Genomic DNA, 19,256 nt, shown 5'->3' with positions numbered 1-19,256 from the left:
CCATATTCAAAGTTAGACGCACATGCTGCAAAAGGCATTTTAATTAGGTCCATACTTTTTTAGGCGTACCGATTCCTTTATCTTTTAATATTTCGATTGCTTTCGCGGTATCACCTTTGCTTTCAATTAAGGCATCACGGCAGTCTATAGTTCCTGCTCTTGTTTCATTCCTGACAGTTTTTATCATGTCGGCAGTTAAGTCCTTAAGACCAAATTCTTCATCAGACATTCCAGCTACTCCTTATCATTTACTTAATTAATCATTTACTTAATAAAAAATATTAAAATATGTTAACTTTTATAGCTAATCGTTAATTCGTTATTTTTTCATGGGTATCACGTGACCCATTTTTTCTTTTTTTGTATTCAAGTATTTTTTTCGGTATTCGTGGTCTTCTCTTGTCGAAAGAATTGGAATTCTTTTTGTACACTTAATTCCATGCGTATCCATCCAGCTGCATTTATTAATATTATTTGTTAGCAGTTGAATTCGCTCAATATTGAGTGCACTTAATATATGTGCAGCAACGGTATAGTCTCTTTGGTCTGCATCAAATCCTAAAGCTCGGTTTGCTTGTACTGTATCTAGACCACACTCTTGCAGCGAATAGGCTTTTAATTTATTCAGTAATCCTATTCCTCTCCCTTCTTCACGCATGTAAAGAACAACTCCCGAGCCGTGCTCGTTAATGATTTTTAACGAAGCTTCAATTTGATCGCCACAATCGCAACGTAATGAACCTAATACATCACCCGTTAGACATTCCGAATGTATGCGAACAACAACATCATCATCCTTACCCCATGAACCTTTAACAATGGCTAAATGTTCCTTATTTGTATATACGTCACGGAATGCAACCAATTCAAAATCTCCCCATTTTGTGGGTAATTGCACTGTAACTACGCGTTCAACTCTAGACTCAAAACGTAATTTATATTCAATCAGATCCTTAATACTAATTAACCTTAAGCCGTGCGTATTTGCTAATTCAGCTAAATCTGCAAGACGCGCCATGGTTCCGTCTTTGTTCATGATTTCACATAACACACCCGCTTTCTGCAAACCTGCCAAATCCATTAAATCGACAGCCGCTTCGGTATGTCCATTGCGTTTAAATACTCCGCCCTCTACAGCACGAAGCGGAAAAATATGACCTGGTCGTGAAAAGTTATCTGCTTCAATCCGTGAATCTGCTAATCCTTTAACGGTCTTTGATCTATCAGCTGCAGATATTCCTGTAGTCGTTCCATGTTTAAAATCTACAGAGGTTGTAAAGGGTGTAGCATGCAAAGAATCGTTATCTTTGTCAGATACCATAAGATCTAAATTGAGTTCACTTGCTCTTTGTTCAGATATTGCGGTACAAATTAAACCTCTGCCATACGTAGACATGAAGTTAATCATTTCAGGGGTACATTTATCGGCTGCGCCTATGAAGTCGCCTTCATTTTCGCGCGACTCATCGTCCACAACGATTACCAACTTACCTCTGCGTAAATCAATTAGCGCTTCTGAAATAGTGTTGAATTTAACTTCTGTCACAGAAAATAGCTCTTTATGAAATTTGAATAATTTTACTAGTTGATTGCATCAATTATGCCAATTCCATACAGATATATAAAACTTTGATTTATAAAAACTAATTATTTTTCAGGAAGATATAAATAATGGAAATGTGTTTCTTTTAGAAACACATTTCCATTTGAAACAATTCTGCATGTAGCAAAACGAAACCGGACGCACTTCCTTGTAACAGCAAACTCCGTGTAATCCGGCTTGCCTTTTGCACTTTTACGTTAAAGGTACATTTTAATAAACACTAATCACTAGTGATATTTATAAAACATACCTTAGCTGTAATCCTTAATTCCAAGTACTCACTTCTGCAGGTGCTGCAGGTTGATCACCTGAAAGTGTCCAGTTATCACGATCGTTTGTATCATCACAACTACGCTTCTCTATCTTATTATCTGTGCGATATTTCTCAGCTGAAGCAAATAGCGCATTGGTTGGAGCCTGACTCTTGATCCAAGGCGTTACAATTTCCCACTTTCGAGTTTCTGCATTGTATTTTTGGAATTTTGAGTTATGTCCACCAACATGGTCTTTACACGTAACCAACATAGGCGCTAATAAACCTTCAGCTCCTAATTCTTTAATTCGTGCTTCATCAAAGTGGATATTTTCAAATCCCCAACGCACTTGCTCAGCAGATAAAGCAATATTTCCAAAACGCTTTTGAGCATTTTTTATTGCTTCGACATGCATAATTCCAGCGGTGATACCAAGATTATGGTAAACACTTCCTAGACGACTACGATCTTGTAGATCGCCTTCCCCTGCCTTATATACCGTATCAATTATCTGTTGTTGAACTTCGGTGAAGATACCAGCTGGATGCGTGGTTATCGCTTGATACCCATGCGCTGCTTTTCCTGCAGGTCGAACATCTTCATCTGAATTACTCCAGATGTTTCCAATCAGACGATCCACTGGAAATCCGATTCGCGCTGCAGATTGCATTGCTACAGGATTCATCACACCCCATCCTCGCAAGAAAACAAAGTCTGGTTTAATTTTACGTATTTGTAACCACTGTGACGCTTGCTCATTACCTGGGTGAGGGACTTCAATTTTAGTATGTTCGAATCCATACTCTGCTCCCATTTCATCCATATAACCAAGCGCTTCTTTTCCATAAGGAGAACCATGATAAACCGTAACAACCTTCTTACCATTAAGGGCTGCCTTAAGGTCTACTGTATTAGGGTCTTCGCCTGACTCTAAATGCGCCATGAATCTAACTGTTGCATTATATTCGTCCGGCACACCCATTCCTAAAGGAAATACGTAAGGGAACACTTCACCATCAATGGTTTCACTCATACCATGATTTACAGTAATCATAGGAATGTTATCAGCGCGCACCACTTCATTTAATGCAATTGCAATGCCTACACTGAGAGGATCAAAGAATAGTGCACCACCATCTTTATCTTTCAGTCGCTTGTAGCATTCCACACCTCTTTCTACTGAATATTCAGTTTCACATTCGGACCAAGTAAGCTTAACTCCACCTACACCGCCATCACGGATATTCATAAGATTATAATAATCCAGAATTCCTCCGTAATAACCAGTACCACCGGCAGCATAAGGGCCTACGCGATAGCTAGGAATCGGTATATACATACTTTCTGCGAAAGCAGCTAAAGGACTAATCAATAATGCAGCAAAAGATATTGCAAGCACTATCGACTTTTTTAGTTTTAAGAACATCATTTTCTTCTCCTCCAAAATTTTACTTCGAAAATTCCATAGCGAAACTATAAAAAAAACAAAAGCAAGAATATTGAAATTATTATTAATTTAACTACATTTAATACAAACAGCTTCTTAATACTACTAGACTTATATATATCAAACCAAGAGAAGGAGTACGTTTTCTCTATATGCTTTTTTACAAATACACGCAATACAAGAAGCTGCTTTATAGAAAGTGTAAGCAATATTCATTCCTATTTGAATATCTAATAAAAACAAATGCTTATAATTGATATACCGTTGCGATATGTTTCTTAATGACACGATAAGTATCTAATCAGAAACAATTTGATAAATACTTATAAGATAATTATCTATCAAATAGAAAATAATATTTTTTAAACTTAGATAAAGAGTTGGCCACAGCAATACAATCTTGAATTGTTTTTATATAGTGTGCTGCTATTCGATTTAAACGTACCAAGAAGTTTTATTAAAATTCAACAGCACTCTTTTGTCTTTCGCGGAACAACCCCCAACGATTGCGACGCATCCATAGTGCTTTCCTACCGATACCCAACAATTTTGCCAACTCAATTTCATTATAGTCACTTTGATACTCTTCAATCACACGTCTTGTATAATCTTCAATTGACATCGGCCCATGCATATTCTCTTCATTTTGCTTTGATTGCTTTTTATGCGCCCCATTGGTTTTAATGTGCTTGAAATCTTCAACCGAGAGCACATCATTTTTAGCCAATATGATTGCCCTTTCAATTGAATTTTCAAGTTCTCTAATATTTCCAGGCCATTCATATTCTTTCAGAAACATCAAAACATCATTGTTAATCTTATTAACCTTTCTACCTAATTTTGTATTATAAAATTTGATAAAATAATTTACCAATAACTCTACATCTTCTAGACGCTGTCGCAACGGAGGCACAGAAATTTGAATCACATTTAAACGATAGAACAAATCTTCTCTCATCCGACCTTCATTCACTTCTTTTTGTAAATCTGCATTGCATGCCGCTATAATCCGAACATCTACTTCATGTGTTTTACTATCTCCTACTGGCTTAATCATTTTATCTTGTATAAATCTAAGCAGCTTTACTTGCAACATAGGAGCTAGCTCTGCAATCTCATCTAAAAACAAAGTCCCGCCATGTGCTTCCTGAATAAGGCCTATTTTACTTGCTATTGCGCCGGTAAAAGCACCTTTAACATGACCAAAAAACTCTGATTCCATAAGATCCATCGGTATTGCGCCACAATTAACCGGCACAAACCTTCCTTCACTGCGTGTACTCGCTTTATGAATACCTAAAGCCACTAACTCTTTACCCGTTCCACTCTCACCTTGAATAAGCACCGTAGCTTCGCTTGGGCCAACTCGGTTTATTAAATTTTTAAGCTCTGAAATAGACTGACTAATACCAATAATTTCTTGTTTAGTATGTAGTGCAGCACTTAGATTACGTCGCAAGAGAGTATTTTCTTTTTGAATAGATTTTTCTTTCAAACCTCTCGCAACTGCGTGCACTAGATAAGAATCAGTAAAAGGTTTTAAGATGTAGTCAGATGCACCTAAACGCAAAGCCTGCGCTGCACATTTGATAGAGGTATAGCTTGTCATGATAATGACCGGAAGTTCTAGCTTGGAAGCACGAACTTTTCTAAGCAAGTCTAAACCTGTTGGACCACTTAATTTAAGATCACTCAATATCAGATCAAAATGTTCTGACAGTAACTTTTCGATTGCAACATTAACTTTTGTTACATGAGTGACTTCCATCAGCTCACTTTCAAGTAACTGTTTTACCGAATCACCGAACTCTATATCGTGTTCTACTACTAATATTTTATGAGAAATTTTCATTTCTAACCCCTCACACACCTCATCTTTTTAGGTCATGATCAAGAATTGACATAGTTCTTATTAAATTCGGATTTAACGAACAAATATTGTATTAATTTAATTCTATGTGTCACTCACCAAAGTTTAAAAATCTTATTTTCTATTAATTACTAAAAATAGAACTAATGAATATATTAATATTACAAATTAATAACTCGTTACGGTACCTTAAATGTATCAAATAGAACAAGTTATTTACAACATTTTATTCATATTGAAACATGTTTCTTTATGATGTGTATAAATATATTTTTATAAATATTAAATCGACTAAATTCAAGCACTTTAATGTAAGTACTATGTGGCATATATGTTGCAGACCTATCACAATACTTAAATACAATATAAGCTTTCACTATAACCCTGTGTTTTTAAGTGTTAAATAACCATAATTTTTTCCTGGTATGTAGAAATAATTAAGCATGAAGTCTGAAAAAGTTTGTGAAGATTTATTCAAACAAGCAATGGCTTGTTTTCCGAGTGGCGTAACCATTGTGACTACGGTAGATGAAACTGGACAAAAATGTGGCTTTACGGCATCTGCATTTTCATCGCTATCGCTCAATCCTCCATTAATTCTGGTGTGCCTGGCGAATAACGCTGATTGCTTTGATAAATTCAATAATGAGAATCAATTTGCTGTCAACATCATAGGCGCAGAACACGAAGCGCTCGCCTTCAAATTTGCCACAAAGGGAAGTGATAAATTTGAGGGAGGCGAATTTGAGCAAGGTTCTTACGGACTGCCTATACTTTCAAAGAGCCCTGTTTCACTCGAATGTAACACAGAGAATATATATTCTGGTGGAGACCACATTATATTGGTCGGTCAGGTAAAATATTTAAGTGTAAATGGTGGGGCGCCTACAATTTGGCACGAAGGTAAATTTCATCAACTAAACAAATGAAACACACTCTATTATTATGAGGAGTGATTAATTTATATTTTCAGATTTAACTTCTGAAATTAGATTCATAAACGTTGGCTCCAATAGCTCACAATCTTTGATATCTGTCTTTTGTTTCAAAAGATCTTCAACTTTCACCACAAATTTTCCATCTATCTTGTATATGGCTAAATCGCCATTATGAATAAATCTATATACTTTGGTTACAGACACTCCCGTTAGTCTTGCGGCGCTAGGAAGATCTAGATACTGAACAACGGACATAAATAATTGCTCTAAAGAAGTTATTAGCTTGGTTGCTATACATTATAATATAGAAGAACATTTATAATGTAATAATATAGGGTGCAGACGGTATTGATAATATAATCAATCGGTTACAATCTATATTTGTCCGATTTTTTACATGAAATCAATATTAGATATTTAGAGATGCAGCAAGCTCAGTCATAGAAAATTATTCTCTTTTAGCTCTCACCCCAAATGCCTGTCGATAAAATTGGCTGGCACCATTTTCTCCTAAATGCTTCATTGTTGATACAATTTGCTTAAAAATGGGCATCACTTTTTCATAAGTATGACGCTCTCCTCCTATAAGCATCATTTGAATGAGGCCTGACTCGCATCGCTCTTCATTGATGAGTGCAGCATCTAGAAATTGTATTTCTTTTTCAATCAACTGTTCTGATATTTCTTTGATGAATTCAGGTGAAACCGAGCTCATATCCACTATTATAGTGTCCGAAGCTATGCAATTCACAACTCCTTGTTTACTAAATAATACCTGCTCTAACGCAGGACCATCAGGTGTGATTGTAATGATTATCGAGCTAGATCTAACGAGAGCAGATAAAGAATTGTGGAAATAGACAGTAGGCTTATCTAAATTTTGATTATTATTAGAAGCTAATAGGTTTACAAAAATATCTGCATCCAATAATTTCATAATAAGCAGGTTGGCAAGACTACCTTCTCCCACAATACCTATTTTAATTATTTCACTATCACACTTAACCATAAATAATTTGATGAGAATCAATAACGTTAAGTATTTATACTATTGTTAGTAGCTTAAGCGAGTCAAATGTATTTATATATTAGGTCACCTCAAAACATGATGCGCGCGCACTGTTCATGTAATTTTTTTGGAAATACTACGCTGCTTGATTTGTATTTGTGCCTGTTCCACTCAATTCTAAAGTCATCTTAGCCATTTCTGCGACGGTCTCTAAAATATCTGGGTCATCAATCTCAACATCAAACATGTTAGCAGTTTCTAAAAATTCTCTTGTTACCGTGCCGATTAGATTCATAAATTCTATAATATCAATATCAAACTCTTTCTCTGCTTTATCCGCTTCTTTAAGGTACCCTTCTCCAGCATGATCAAAGCATATACAATCCGCCAGAATTCCTGCAAATGCTACACATTTAGCTGCAGTAGAATTGTTTTCACTTACACTTTCTATATTATCGCCATGACTAGCGGACACTAGCTCTGTAATTTTATCAGGAATATCCCATTTATTTAGCAACCATGCGCCTACCACTGCATGATCAAACCCAAGTTTACTTTTCTCAAATTTAATTAAACTTTGATGATCTTGCTGCTTATCACGTATCCCCGAATATAATTCTGGGTGCACTTTATCGATTGCTAGCATGCCAATATCTTGGAGTAAACCTGGTAAAAATAACTCTTCTTTCTTAGCGTAACCTGTAGCACCGGCTAAACAACGACAGGCAACAGCAGTAGCTAGAGAACGTTTCCAAAAGTACGTGTAATCTAATCCGTCACCACTATCTTTCATATTACCTACAAGCGAAAAACTAAGTGCAAGATTTAGAGTGCCTTCCCAACCAAACATAACAACAGCTTGTTGGATATTTTCAGTTTTAGTACGACGCGCATATAAAGATGAGTTGGCAATACGTAAAATTTTTGCTGTTAGTGCAGGATCAAAACTTACTATTTCCGCTAGTGTATCGATATCAGAATTTGCGTCTGAGCTAAGATGAATTATTTGATCTGCCACGCCTGGTGGACTAGGCAAATCGTCACATTTCTCCAATAAGGCAAACGTCTCATTATCCATTAAATCTTGTATGCATAGTTCCATATAATTATCACTTCCAGTTTAAGTATTCAGTTAGCCAGTTGCAGAATTAGCAGCGTCTTCTTCCTTATAGAGTGTATATTGGTTTCGGCCATTTGCTTTTGATGCATATAGACAGTAGTCCGCTATATTCAAGAGGTCTTCCCAATTATCGAAACTGATACTTTCTCCTTGTGTTGCAACACCTAGTGAAGCAGTTAGAGGAAAACTTATCTCTTCTTGAAACTTGAAATTTTTACTACCAAATGCCTCTACAATTCTAGAAGCCAGACTTTCAGCACCTACATCACCTGTGTTTGGCAACACAACTACAAATTCTTCACCTCCATATCTAAACAAAGAATCTGTGCCACGTACGCAAGACCTTAATATTTCAACTGCATAGACTAAAGCTTTATCACCACAATCATGTCCATAAGTATCATTTACTTTTTTAAAGTAATCTAAATCAACCATCACAACAGCAAGAGGACTATTTCTTTGTACAGATAATTCAAATTCATGTTTCAAAGAGATTTCTAAATATCCTCGATTATAGATATTTGTTAACGCGTCTAATTTTACAGAATCTTCAAGTTTTTTTGCTTTTGACTCTAAATTCTCTGCTTCGTGATGTAATTCTTCAGCAGTTTTTAGGGTCTCCATACTTCGAAGCAATAACAGCTCTTTAGCTTGTTCTGCTATACAATTTATTAATCTCGGATCACCCACATCTAATTCAAATATTGCAGCTGCTTCTGTTATTTCTTGCGATATGCCTTCTAAATTTTCTAGAAAACCAACTTCATCTAGCCCAATTAATTTTTCACATACATTTGCTGCGTAGTGATAATCTTTTTTATCTTCATCACTACAAATGCAATCCGCGATCACATTTGAAACTTCAATACAATTTTCAGCAGGAGTTGTATTTCCTACTTTTGCATATCTTTCCTCATGATGACTAATGGCTACTAAATCGATTATTCTCTGCGGTAAGCCCCAATGTTCTAATAACCATGCGCCAACAGATGCATGATCAGCGCCAAGTTTATCAATTTCAACTTTTTGCACCATCTTATGCTGATGCTGATTCTCGCTAATCTCTTTATATAAATCAGGCACTGCCTTATCTAAAGCGAGCATGCCAATATCTTGTAACAAACCTGGCAAGAAGAGATCTTCTTTCCTAACATCTATTCCTACCACTTTAGCTAAATGTTTAGCGGATACTGCTGCTGATATAGATCTTTTCCAAAAGAAATTATAATCAAGCCCTTTCTTTGAGGAGCAAGGCATTTTAGAAACTAATGAAAAACTTAACGCAAGATTTAAAGTACCATTCCAACCAAACATCATTACGGCCTGTTCTAGACTTTCCACCTTAACGGCTCTGGCATACATTGGTGAATTTGCCATACGTAAAACTTTTGCCGTCAATGCTGGATCTAGACTTACGACTTCCGCTAATGCAGAAATATTGCTATTTGAATCAGCGCTTAAACCAATAATCTGCTCTGCTACGCCCGGTGGCGTTGGCAAATCTTTGCATGTCTCCAGCAATGATATTAATTTTGGGTTATCAAATATCGTCACGTTCATCCTTTTTTCTTAAGACTTCATTCTTGTATTTTTAATGAATAATAATTTGATTAATTCATTAGGTTAACGGTCAATTTTTAAATTTCTTGAGTGAATACAGCTCTTTAAGTCACTCTTTTTGGCTTACCTACCCCATATCCTTGAGCATAGTCCACACCGATTTCTTTCAATATTTCTAATATTTCATCATTCTCTACAAATTCGGCGATGGTCTGCATTCCCATTACTTTGGCTACTTCATTAATCGATCGTACGATCGCCCGATCTTTCTCGTTATGCACAATATTTTTTACAAACGTTCCATCAATTTTAAGGTAATCCACAGGTAGATCTTTAAGGTATCCAAAAGAAGAAAGCCCGCTACCAAAATCGTCTAACGCAAATTTAACGCCAATATCTTTTAATTCCTTAATAACATGCACAGCTTTAGTAATACTGGATATTGCAGCTGTTTCAGTAATCTCAAAACAAACTGTTTTTGGATCCAGCCCTGTCTCATCTAACTCTTTCTTTATAAACTCTAAGATATAAGGGTCACTTACTGTGTTTCCCGACAAATTTATTGAAATTACCACTTCACTGCCTGCATAAGTTTGCTTGTGATATTGAAATGCTTTCTTAATAACGAATCGATCTACTCCTGTTATCATTCCATATCGTTCGGCTACTCTTATAAATTCATTCGGCGATATAATATTTTCTTTAACGTCTAGTATTCTAGACAGTACTTCATAGTGAGGTATTTCTTTATTATTATTTAATACAGAAACAATAGGTTGTTTCATCAAAAACAAGCGATCGTTATTTAACGCATCCGTTATTGCACTTACGTATGTAAACTCAGAAGATCGTTCAATTATTGCAGTATCATCTGTATGCGCGATGTGCATTTGATTACGACCTAGTTCTTTGGCTCGATAACACGCCATATCTGCTTGACTCATTATCAATGCTTCATTTACTGACTTATCTGTAATCATCGCGACACCTATGCTGGCGCCAACCTTGAAACTTTGTTTGTCCCACTCAAAAACAAATTGGTTAATACTGCGTAAAATATTTTCACACACGTTTACTGCATTATTCAGTGGGCAAGACTCTAGAATAATTCCAAATTCATCTCCTCCTAAGCGGGCAACTATATCTGATGCGCGCACTTTATCTTCTAAGATATGACACAAACTAATCAGTAGCTGATCACCCGCACTATGACCTGCAGCATCATTAACTACTTTAAAATGATCTAAATCTAAATAACATAAAACTGAATCTTCTTCCGTGTCTTTAGCTTTTTTAAGCACCCTTTTAAGTTGCTTATCAAATTCATTTCGGTTTGCCAAACCAGTTAATGCATCATGTTTAGCGTCATACGCTATTCGTTCAAGCAAGGATTTTTCTTCTGTGATACTCCGTATTACTCCGCGATAACCTTCAAACTTTTCATTATTATTAAATATTGATTTTGCATTTATTCTGAATATATCTACTTCTTTATTTTCATTTTTAACATTAAACGTAAAGTTTGAGATATCTTTTTGGCATTTTAACATTTCTTTATAAGCGTCAAAATCGAATTCGCATTTTGAACTATTTGAAAACAACGTATCAAAACTTTTCCCCAATGGATAAATAGATAAATCGCCAATTAGATTTTTTATGCTTCCAGAAATATATGTATAATTGAGATCTTTATCTAACTCCCAAAATATATTGGCTGCAGTCTCTGAGAAATCCTTAAATCTTTTCTCGCTTTGGATAAGTTTTTCTTTAGCAATTCTTTGTTGGGTAATATTTGTACTAACTCCTAAAACGTATAACTCATTATTTGCAGTATCAATAAATGGTTGTTTTGTGGTCTGCAACCAAATCTTTTTTCCATTTTTGTCTGTTATAGTTTCTTCCAGAATGGTCCTTTCTTGTTTCTGCTGCATCACCATTGTATCTATTTCAATACAGCTTTCTATTTTCCAGGGATGATGCGTTAATTCTTCATCATTTCTTCCAATCAAGTCATTTACTTCATATCCATAAACATTAGCTATAGCTTTATTCACTAATATGAATTTACCAGAGGCATCACGCACTGAAATCAGATTAGGCACTTTGTCAATGACATCTTGTAGGAGATTTTTCTGCTTCTTAAGACTATCTATTTGAATTTCATATGATGAGTCATCATTTAATTCCTCATTAGCTATAGAAATTATTTTTTTACTATTTAGCTGCATAATTTATTATTGCTTTTAAATTGCTTTTATTAATGGAATTGAACAATCTTCATTAGTGACAACTATTTTATATCCGCAATGTGGGCACTTATTATCTTCTTGATTTATCTTGCTTGAAGTTACTCTCTTTTCTTCATTAGCTAGAATCTGTTCAGCAACAGCTTTACCTATACCCAATTCTTCACGTAATGACTCTAACTCTTCTTTTTCATTTGTAGTTAAAATTCCATCTTCATAAGCTCTATCTGCCAGATTTTCATATTTATTGGTTCTTAAACGAAGTTGCTCAGAAAATGCTGAAGCTAAAATAGCTGTCGGCAAAGCTACCATTCCTACTCCTACAACCGTTATAAGTGCACCAAATGATTTACCAGCGCCTGTGATGGGTGTCACATCTCCATAACCTACAGTGGTTAGTGTAGTAAATGCCCACCACATAGAAGCTAAAATGCTAGAAAATTCTTTAGGCTGAGCTTCATGTTCAAAATAGTACATACCTGAAGCTGCCAATAACATTACAACTAGTAAAATGAAAAAGGCTGCACCAAATGCACGAAGGTTTTCTTTGAAAACAACATTCAATACATCAAAGGCAGCTGAATATCTTGTTAGCTTGAATATTCTTAACAGTCTAAACGAACGCAAGAACCTCATATCTGCATTACCAAATAAACCAAACATCATGAAGTAGAATGGTAAAATAGCGAGCAAATCAATTACTGCTGAAAATGAAAAGCTATAACGTATTCTTAACATTAAATAGCTGCTCTTACTTTTTATATTATTTGGACTATCTACACACGACCATATTCTAAGAACATACTCAAGTGTAAATATGAAAACAGATACCACTTCAAACCAATAAAAATATACATGGTATGAATCATTTATAACTTGTACTGATTCTAAAACTATCGAAATAACACTAAGCAATATAAGTATGATTAAACCAACATCAACTATTCGACTTATGTTGTCACCAGCAGATGCAATTTCTAATAGTTCATGGATGCGCCTTCGTGATAAATGCTTTTCCAATGCATGCTCCGTTGCATAGTTACTTGCGCATGTATTTATTTCACAGCACATGCAAACAGCTTGTAAATTTTAATACGTTTAATAAGTTACAGATCAATGGAAAATACGGAATCCCCAAATATCTAATCTCTAGTAATTTATCGGCCTCTTTAATAACTACTTTAAGGCTTATAACTTATTGATATAAATACAATATATTTATATATTTCAGTGCATTTGCTCTACTGAGGGAAATTTAGAATGGATATATTAGGCTTAGAATTAGCCTGGTGTGCAGATAATGAACAAGCAGCATTGCAGTACACCCCGAACCCAGGTTGCAGCTGTAAAAATCCTTGTGTGTAATAAGTAGGTCGAAAAGTAATTCTAGCCTTACACCATGTACATTTGTGATACATATCGATACGTCCTTATACAGGTAAACATATCGACTAATGGTTGGAATCCTTTAGTTATCTATACTAACTATTTGAATATAACGAATGAACATATGCTATCTATAGCTCTATGCAGCTTTATCATTTGAATGAAGAGCAAGTATTAATTCTGCCTCTGATTCTGTTAATGAACATAGAGAAATAATATCTTTTCTAGCATAGCCTCTACTTGCTAGCTGCACGGCCTGTGTGTACGGCGCATTATTAAAAAGTTTTCCTTCACTACTAGATTCACTATTAGATGTTATTTTAGTTTTTGAACTATCAATCTCTTGATTGATATTATTTTGTTCTTTTTTTAACATGCCTAATTCCTCATCAATTAAACGATTAAAACCAGTAATGTCATCGATATCATTTAATTGAGTTTTTTCTAGCTTAAGCATTTTTCTACTTAAAACAAGAATTGATACTAACACTATGAGTATTGAAAAATATAAAGCAGATTGTTCAAAACTAAAATACGATGTCACGTTATATGTGAAATCTTTAATATAATCATAATTTAAACTGTATATTTCCATAATTCCCTCAGATTTGATCAAACATATTCATCTATTATTGTATCACCTGGATCTTTTTGTTCATCATCACCTTTTTTAGTCTTATCATCTCTCGTATTTCGATGCTGTTTATTTTGATCAGGACGATCTTTTTTGATTGGCTGAGTGGGCCAAGTCCTGGTTAATGAACCAATTTTATTACTATCAACCATTTCAAAACTCTTAGATCATTTATATTTCCTAATAGTCCTTTATGTGAATTAAATTAGTCCTTTATATTACTAATTCTTATTTTCTAACCATTCGCTCAATTTTGCTCTAAGCATAATTAAAGCTTTACCATGTATTTGACAGACACGCGATTCACTCACCTCTAGTAAACTACCAATTTCGCGTAAATTCATTTCTTCCTCATAGTAAAGTGACATTACTAATCGTTCACGATCCGGCAATTGATTGATTGATGATGTCAGCTCAGAATGAAATTTTTCATCTATGTATTCTTTATCAGGGTCAGAGTCTGAGCTCATTTCAATTTTATAGTCTGTAGATTCTTCGCTTTCATCAATGCTAAATACTTGAGCTACCGATGAATCACGAAGAATTCGATTATATTCACTTAGCTCAACACCCATTTCTTGAGCAATTTCTGTATCGGTGGCACTTGATAATGTTCTATTTTCAACTTTCCTGATTGCTTCCATCATATCCCTAGATTTACGATGTACAGACCTAGGGGTCCAATCTCCACGTCTAATTTCATCTAACATCGCACCACGAATACGTATCCCTGCATAAGTTTCGAAACTCGCACCCTGAGTCGGATTAAATTTTGTGGCAGCTTCTAATAATCCAACCATACCTGATTGAATTAAATCATCTACCAACACTGTATCAGGCAATCTGCCTTTCAAATGATAAGCAATTCTTTTCACTAGAGATGCATGTTGAGTTACTACGTTCTCAATATCTAAATTCTGAACTGCGGTATAACTTTCTGTTGCGGCTTCATTCATAATATTATTTTATATAATTATTGGTTTGATAATTGTCGCTCAAGAAATAACTCAATTGCGCCACTTGCGTTAATTCCTTTTGGTTTGCTATTTAACTCTCTCGCAATACGTGCAAATCCTAAAGAAGATCGACTAGTAGGATAGGCATCTATAACTGATTGTTGTTTCTTAATGGCCTTTCTTACATATTTATCAATAGGAATATATCCACAGTATTCCAAAGACGCCTCTAAAAAATGATTAGATACTTTTTCAAGTTGAGAGAATAAACGTTCGCCATGCGCACTTGATTCAACCATATTGGAAATAATTTGAAATTTTTTCTTTACGCCTTTTTTACTTAATACTTTTATAAGTGCGTAAGCATCAGCCAAAGAAGCTGGCTCATCACACACTACAATAATTATCGAGTTAGCCAAATGTGTTAATAACGATACGCTGTTGCCAATGCCAGGCGCAGTATCAATAATGAAATAATCAAGCGATGGATTAAGTTCACTAATAGAATCAATAATACCCATATGCTCTTGCACACTAAGATTAGCCATTTCGCTCACCCCTGATGCGGCTGGGATAATTTGTATGCCATGTGGTCCGGGGATAATAATATCTTCTATACAACACTCATTTTGTAGTACATGGTATAAATTTTTTCTTGCTCGTAAACCTAACATTACATCAACGTTAGATAAGCCTAGATCTGCATCCAATAGCATTACCTTCCTTTGAAGGTCAGCAAGCGCTACGGCCAAATTAATAGCAATATTGGTTTTACCTACCCCTCCTTTTCCTCCAGTTACTGCTAGAACATTAACCTCATTAGTTGCATTTAAATTTCTCAGTGAAGAAGCCTGGTCAATAGGGGTAACACTACAATTTTTTTGTTCAAACATTTTTTACCAACTCACAATATAGATCCGTCGAGTGAAGAGATTCCATGCTTCCAAATCTCTTCCCAAAATTAAAAGCTTTAGTTAATATTTCATCTTGATTTAGACGAGCAATATCCTCAGGTACTTTCTGACCTGTAGTCTCATAGGCAAGAGGTAAATTTTGCTCAATAATTGCTGTCAAAATACCTCCAGTTTGTGAGGCCTCATCCGTTTTACTAACTACAACACCATTGAGACTATCGGACATGAAGGTGTTAATGATTTCTTTTTGCACACATAATTGAGAATTCGCTGAAATCACTAAATAAGTAATTAAGTCTTTCGATAACTTATTTAATATCTGCATTACTTCTTGAACACGAGGATCACGTTGGCTCAATCCAGCAGTATCAATCAGAACAAGTTTTTTATTTTTAGCAATTTTAAACGCCTTATTAAGCTCTGATTCATTATTAGCCGTAAGCACAGGAACATTAAGTATGCTTCCGTATATGCTAATTTGATCATGCGCACCTATTCGAAAGTAGTCAGTGCTGATAATTGCTATGTCACTATTACCATGCTTCATCGCATACTGAGCAGCAATCTTTGCAATAGTAGTAGTTTTTCCAACTCCAGTAGGACCCACCAGTGCAACAATTCCACCTGATTCAATTACACTCTCCTGAGTAATTGATATTTTATCTTTTAAATCACTCTCTATTAGATCCCATGCCTCATCAAAGTCATCGACTTGCCTAACTTCTCCTAGTAATTCTTTGCTTAAATTAAAACCAAACCCACTTATCGATAGCCTTTGTAATATTTTTCTTGTAGAGGTGTTTTGAGTAATTAGATTTTTCCAGCTTATCAATTCAGTTTGTGACTCTATAATGGCACGCAGCTGGCTAATTTCTTCTTGGATTGAAGACGTATTCATTTCATGCGCTATTGGCTTTACTTTTATAGATGATTTAGATTTAACTTGCTCGCTTACCATGGGAGATTTTTCATAAACCTCAGCACTAGGAACAACATCACTATTAGCAACCGCTTCATAATCTGTCGCAGCCACCACTTCAACTCCAGTTGAATTTTGATTTGAGGAAATTATTACAGCGTTATCACCAAGCTCTTCGCGTATTTTTTGCAAAGCCGCATGCATATTATTCTCATGAAATCTTTTCATTTCCATATTTTTATACCTTTCTATTTACGACTAATTAATATGTTTCACTAATTAGTTACGCAGCAACCTCTGGAAGTTGTGGCACGCCATCATGTTGATCACCTACACTTGCCATAATACTTATACTCTTACTTTCTGGAATTTCATCAAATGACAAAATGTGTAGGTTTTTAACACTCGTTCTAAATAATTTTGACAACATTATGCGCAAACCGCTGGTAACCAAGAGAACTGGAGGCAAACCTACAGCTTCTTGTTGTTGCGCTAAATCACGTACAGAGTCTTGCATCTTTTCAGCTAACGTTGGTTCTAAAGCAAAATAACTTTCTGGTCCTTCATGTATAGTCTTTTGCAATAACTGTTCCAACTTAGGAGAAAGTGTAAATACGGACAGATCCTTACGCATCCCATTGATTTCTTGGACAATTGCTCTTCGAAGTGCGATACGAGTAATACCTGTCAAGGCGTCAGTATTTTGGCTAGTATTTGCCGCTTCCGCCAAAGTTTCAACGATCGTACGTATATCTCTTATCGGAACACCTTCTTGCAATAAGTTTTGCATAACCTTAACCACGGCACTCATTGGCAATGTTTTAGGCACTAAATCTTCAACTAATTGAGGTGACCGATCGGCTAATTTATCTAACAACTGTTTGGTTTCTTCGTACCCAAGGAAGTAATGAGCGCTTTCACGTAGAATCTTGCTTAGATGTGTAGCGACTACAGTACTAGGATCAACAACGGTATAACCCAATGTCTGGGCCTGGTCGCGTTGACTAGGCTCAATCCAGATAGCATCCATTTCGAATGCCGGATCTTTAGTAACAATTCCATCAATCTTTCCACTCACGTTTCCAGGATTTATTGCTAGTTCACGTTCTGTGTATACCTCCCCCTCGCCTTCAATTACGCCTTGAATAACAATGCGGTAATTATTTGCCGGCAAGTCTAAGTTATCGCGTATATGTACCGGTTGTAGCAAGAAACCAAGATCTTGAGAAACTTTTTTACGAACACCTTTTATACGACCTATAAGTTCTCCTTGTTGCTCTTTATCTACCAAAGAAATAAGCCGATAACCAACCTCTAAACGAATAATGTCTACACTTTGCATATCCCCCCAACCTAGCTCTACATCTTCAGGTTCTGTTTCATTTTCTTCATCAAGCATAGTCTCATCTTCATCTACAGTCTTCACGCTACTTGACGCTACTCGTGAAAATACAATGCACATCGCTGCTATAATTAAAAATACAACATTCGGCATACCTGGAATCAGTCCCATGCCACCAATAATTGCTGCCGTTATCATCCAGACACGTTTATCACTGAATACCTGCTTTAGAACTGTTTCACCCATATTTTGAGAAGCGGAAACACGAGTAACAATGATTGCTGTTGCAGTAGATAATAGTAATGATGGAATTTGAGCTACTAATCCATCACCAATTGATAACAGTAGATAGTTTTGAGTCGCAACACCAAAACTTAAATTGTGTTGGCCCATGCCTACCGCTAAACCACCAATTATATTAATAAAGATGATTAAAATACCTGCAATGGCGTCACCACGGACAAACTTACTTGCGCCGTCCATAGAACCATAAAAATCTGCTTCTTTAGAGATATCTTCTCTTCTTTGCAATGCTTCTTCTGGAGAGATTAAACCTGAATTTAAATCTGCATCAATGGCCATTTGTTTGCCAGGCATGGCATCTAATGTAAAACGTGCACTTACTTCTGAAACTCGCCCTGCACCTTTGGTAACCACCACAAAATTAATAATCACAAGAATCGCAAATATGACAAAACCTACAGCATAGTTACCACCTACAACAAAATTACCGAATGATTCAATTACATTACCTGCAGCTCCTGTACCAGTATGCCCATTAATAAGTACTACTCGAGTAGATGCGACGTTAAGCGATAATCGCAACATGGTCGCTACAAGTAAAACAGTGGGAAATACTGCAAAATCTAATGGTCGTAACGTATAAATACTTACTAAAATGATAATTAATGCAAATGCTATATTAAATGTAAATACCAAATCTAATGCGAACGGCGGTAATGGTACTATCATCATGCTAAACATCATGACTAGAAGTAATGGTGTACCTAAACCATTTTTTGAAAATTCTTTAAAAGTACTTAAAGCGCTATCCACGT

The 19,256-nt window shown here is 35.6% G+C and carries 17 protein-coding genes; 1 reads left to right on the top strand and 16 read right to left on the bottom strand.

Going from position 1 to position 19,256, the window contains the following annotated elements:
* Positions 1-43: 43 nt before the first annotated feature.
* From GKR92_01445 to GKR92_01430, 4 genes are all read right to left on the bottom strand, one after another.
* The gene (locus GKR92_01445) at positions 44-229 is read right to left on the bottom strand and encodes a hypothetical protein (GenBank protein QMU60432.1); all 186 of its coding nucleotides are present in this window, start codon (positions 227-229) and stop codon (positions 44-46) included.
* A 90-nt stretch (positions 230-319) separates the two neighbouring features.
* Complete coding sequence (ribB, locus tag GKR92_01440; protein QMU60431.1) at positions 320-1,546, bottom strand: 3,4-dihydroxy-2-butanone-4-phosphate synthase; 1,227 nt, start codon at positions 1,544-1,546, stop codon at positions 320-322.
* A gap of 321 nt (positions 1,547-1,867) precedes the next feature.
* Entirely contained in the window at positions 1,868-3,286 is a 1,419-nt protein-coding gene (locus GKR92_01435; GenBank protein ID QMU60430.1) for an ABC transporter substrate-binding protein, read from the bottom strand.
* Between the two features lie 475 nt (positions 3,287-3,761).
* Positions 3,762-5,156 (bottom strand): response regulator, encoded by a 1,395-nt coding sequence (locus GKR92_01430; protein ID QMU60429.1) that lies wholly within the window; start codon positions 5,154-5,156, stop codon positions 3,762-3,764.
* A 461-nt stretch (positions 5,157-5,617) separates the two neighbouring features.
* Between GKR92_01430 and GKR92_01425 the strand changes: the two genes are divergently transcribed.
* A complete protein-coding gene (locus GKR92_01425; protein ID QMU60428.1) occupies positions 5,618-6,103 on the top strand; it encodes a flavin reductase in 486 nt (161 codons plus the stop codon).
* A gap of 27 nt (positions 6,104-6,130) precedes the next feature.
* Here GKR92_01425 and GKR92_01420 read toward each other — a convergent pair whose 3' ends face one another.
* The 12 genes from GKR92_01420 to flhA form a co-directional block, all read right to left on the bottom strand.
* Positions 6,131-6,367 (bottom strand): helix-turn-helix domain-containing protein, encoded by a 237-nt coding sequence (locus GKR92_01420; protein QMU60427.1) that lies wholly within the window; start codon positions 6,365-6,367, stop codon positions 6,131-6,133.
* Between the two features lie 193 nt (positions 6,368-6,560).
* A complete protein-coding gene (locus GKR92_01415; GenBank protein ID QMU60426.1) occupies positions 6,561-7,121 on the bottom strand; it encodes a hypothetical protein in 561 nt (186 codons plus the stop codon).
* 136 nt (positions 7,122-7,257) lie between these two features.
* Positions 7,258-8,223, bottom strand: coding sequence for an HDOD domain-containing protein (locus GKR92_01410; protein ID QMU60425.1), 966 nt, complete (start codon positions 8,221-8,223; stop codon positions 7,258-7,260).
* Positions 8,224-8,253: 30 nt separating this feature from the next.
* Positions 8,254-9,801 (bottom strand): HDOD domain-containing protein, encoded by a 1,548-nt coding sequence (locus GKR92_01405; protein ID QMU60424.1) that lies wholly within the window; start codon positions 9,799-9,801, stop codon positions 8,254-8,256.
* A 104-nt stretch (positions 9,802-9,905) separates the two neighbouring features.
* Positions 9,906-12,029, bottom strand: coding sequence for an EAL domain-containing protein (locus GKR92_01400; GenBank protein QMU60423.1), 2,124 nt, complete (start codon positions 12,027-12,029; stop codon positions 9,906-9,908).
* A gap of 15 nt (positions 12,030-12,044) precedes the next feature.
* Positions 12,045-13,118 (bottom strand): ion transporter, encoded by a 1,074-nt coding sequence (locus GKR92_01395; GenBank protein ID QMU60422.1) that lies wholly within the window; start codon positions 13,116-13,118, stop codon positions 12,045-12,047.
* Positions 13,119-13,572: 454 nt separating this feature from the next.
* Entirely contained in the window at positions 13,573-14,028 is a 456-nt protein-coding gene (locus tag GKR92_01390) for a DUF2802 domain-containing protein (protein ID QMU60421.1), read from the bottom strand.
* A gap of 17 nt (positions 14,029-14,045) precedes the next feature.
* Entirely contained in the window at positions 14,046-14,219 is a 174-nt protein-coding gene (locus tag GKR92_01385) for a hypothetical protein (protein QMU60420.1), read from the bottom strand.
* Between the two features lie 69 nt (positions 14,220-14,288).
* Positions 14,289-15,023, bottom strand: a complete 735-nt coding sequence (locus GKR92_01380) for a FliA/WhiG family RNA polymerase sigma factor (GenBank protein ID QMU60419.1) — start codon at positions 15,021-15,023, stop codon at positions 14,289-14,291.
* Between the two features lie 17 nt (positions 15,024-15,040).
* Entirely contained in the window at positions 15,041-15,916 is an 876-nt protein-coding gene (locus GKR92_01375) for a P-loop NTPase (protein ID QMU60418.1), read from the bottom strand.
* On the bottom strand, positions 15,909-17,090 hold the full coding sequence (flhF, locus tag GKR92_01370) for a flagellar biosynthesis protein FlhF (GenBank protein ID QMU60417.1): 1,182 nt from the start codon (positions 17,088-17,090) through the stop codon (positions 15,909-15,911). Before flhF ends, GKR92_01375 begins: the two co-directional genes overlap by 8 nt.
* Positions 17,091-17,139: 49 nt before the next feature.
* Complete coding sequence (gene flhA, locus GKR92_01365; protein QMU60416.1) at positions 17,140-19,254, bottom strand: flagellar biosynthesis protein FlhA; 2,115 nt, start codon at positions 19,252-19,254, stop codon at positions 17,140-17,142.
* Between the last annotated feature and the right edge of the window lie 2 nt (positions 19,255-19,256).

Source organism: Gammaproteobacteria bacterium (assembly GCA_014075255.1).
Lineage (GTDB): Bacteria > Pseudomonadota > Gammaproteobacteria > UBA4575 > UBA4575 > JABDMD01.
The sequence above is the reverse complement of the archived record's forward strand: the minus strand, read 5'-3'. Positions and strand labels throughout refer to the sequence as shown.

Bases quoted from the DNA above. Each gene is read 5' to 3' on its own strand.
- GKR92_01445 (QMU60432.1), bottom strand. From the start codon at position 229: ATGTCTGATGAAGAATTTGGTCTTAAGGACTTAACTGCCGACATGATA.
- GKR92_01435 (QMU60430.1), bottom strand. From the start codon at position 3,286: ATGATGTTCTTAAAACTAAAAAAGTCGATAGTGCTTGCAATATCTTTT.
- GKR92_01430 (QMU60429.1), bottom strand. From the start codon at position 5,156: ATGAAAATTTCTCATAAAATATTAGTAGTAGAACACGATATAGAGTTC.
- GKR92_01425 (QMU60428.1), top strand. From the start codon at position 5,618: ATGAAGTCTGAAAAAGTTTGTGAAGATTTATTCAAACAAGCAATGGCT.
- GKR92_01420 (QMU60427.1), bottom strand. From the start codon at position 6,367: ATGTCCGTTGTTCAGTATCTAGATCTTCCTAGCGCCGCAAGACTAACG.
- GKR92_01415 (QMU60426.1), bottom strand. From the start codon at position 7,121: ATGGTTAAGTGTGATAGTGAAATAATTAAAATAGGTATTGTGGGAGAA.
- GKR92_01410 (QMU60425.1), bottom strand. From the start codon at position 8,223: ATGGAACTATGCATACAAGATTTAATGGATAATGAGACGTTTGCCTTA.
- GKR92_01405 (QMU60424.1), bottom strand. From the start codon at position 9,801: ATGAACGTGACGATATTTGATAACCCAAAATTAATATCATTGCTGGAG.
- GKR92_01400 (QMU60423.1), bottom strand. From the start codon at position 12,029: ATGCAGCTAAATAGTAAAAAAATAATTTCTATAGCTAATGAGGAATTA.
- GKR92_01395 (QMU60422.1), bottom strand. From the start codon at position 13,118: ATGTGCTGTGAAATAAATACATGCGCAAGTAACTATGCAACGGAGCAT.
- GKR92_01390 (QMU60421.1), bottom strand. From the start codon at position 14,028: ATGGAAATATACAGTTTAAATTATGATTATATTAAAGATTTCACATAT.
- GKR92_01385 (QMU60420.1), bottom strand. From the start codon at position 14,219: ATGGTTGATAGTAATAAAATTGGTTCATTAACCAGGACTTGGCCCACT.
- GKR92_01380 (QMU60419.1), bottom strand. From the start codon at position 15,023: ATGAATGAAGCCGCAACAGAAAGTTATACCGCAGTTCAGAATTTAGAT.
- GKR92_01375 (QMU60418.1), bottom strand. From the start codon at position 15,916: ATGTTTGAACAAAAAAATTGTAGTGTTACCCCTATTGACCAGGCTTCT.
- flhF (QMU60417.1), bottom strand. From the start codon at position 17,090: ATGGAAATGAAAAGATTTCATGAGAATAATATGCATGCGGCTTTGCAA.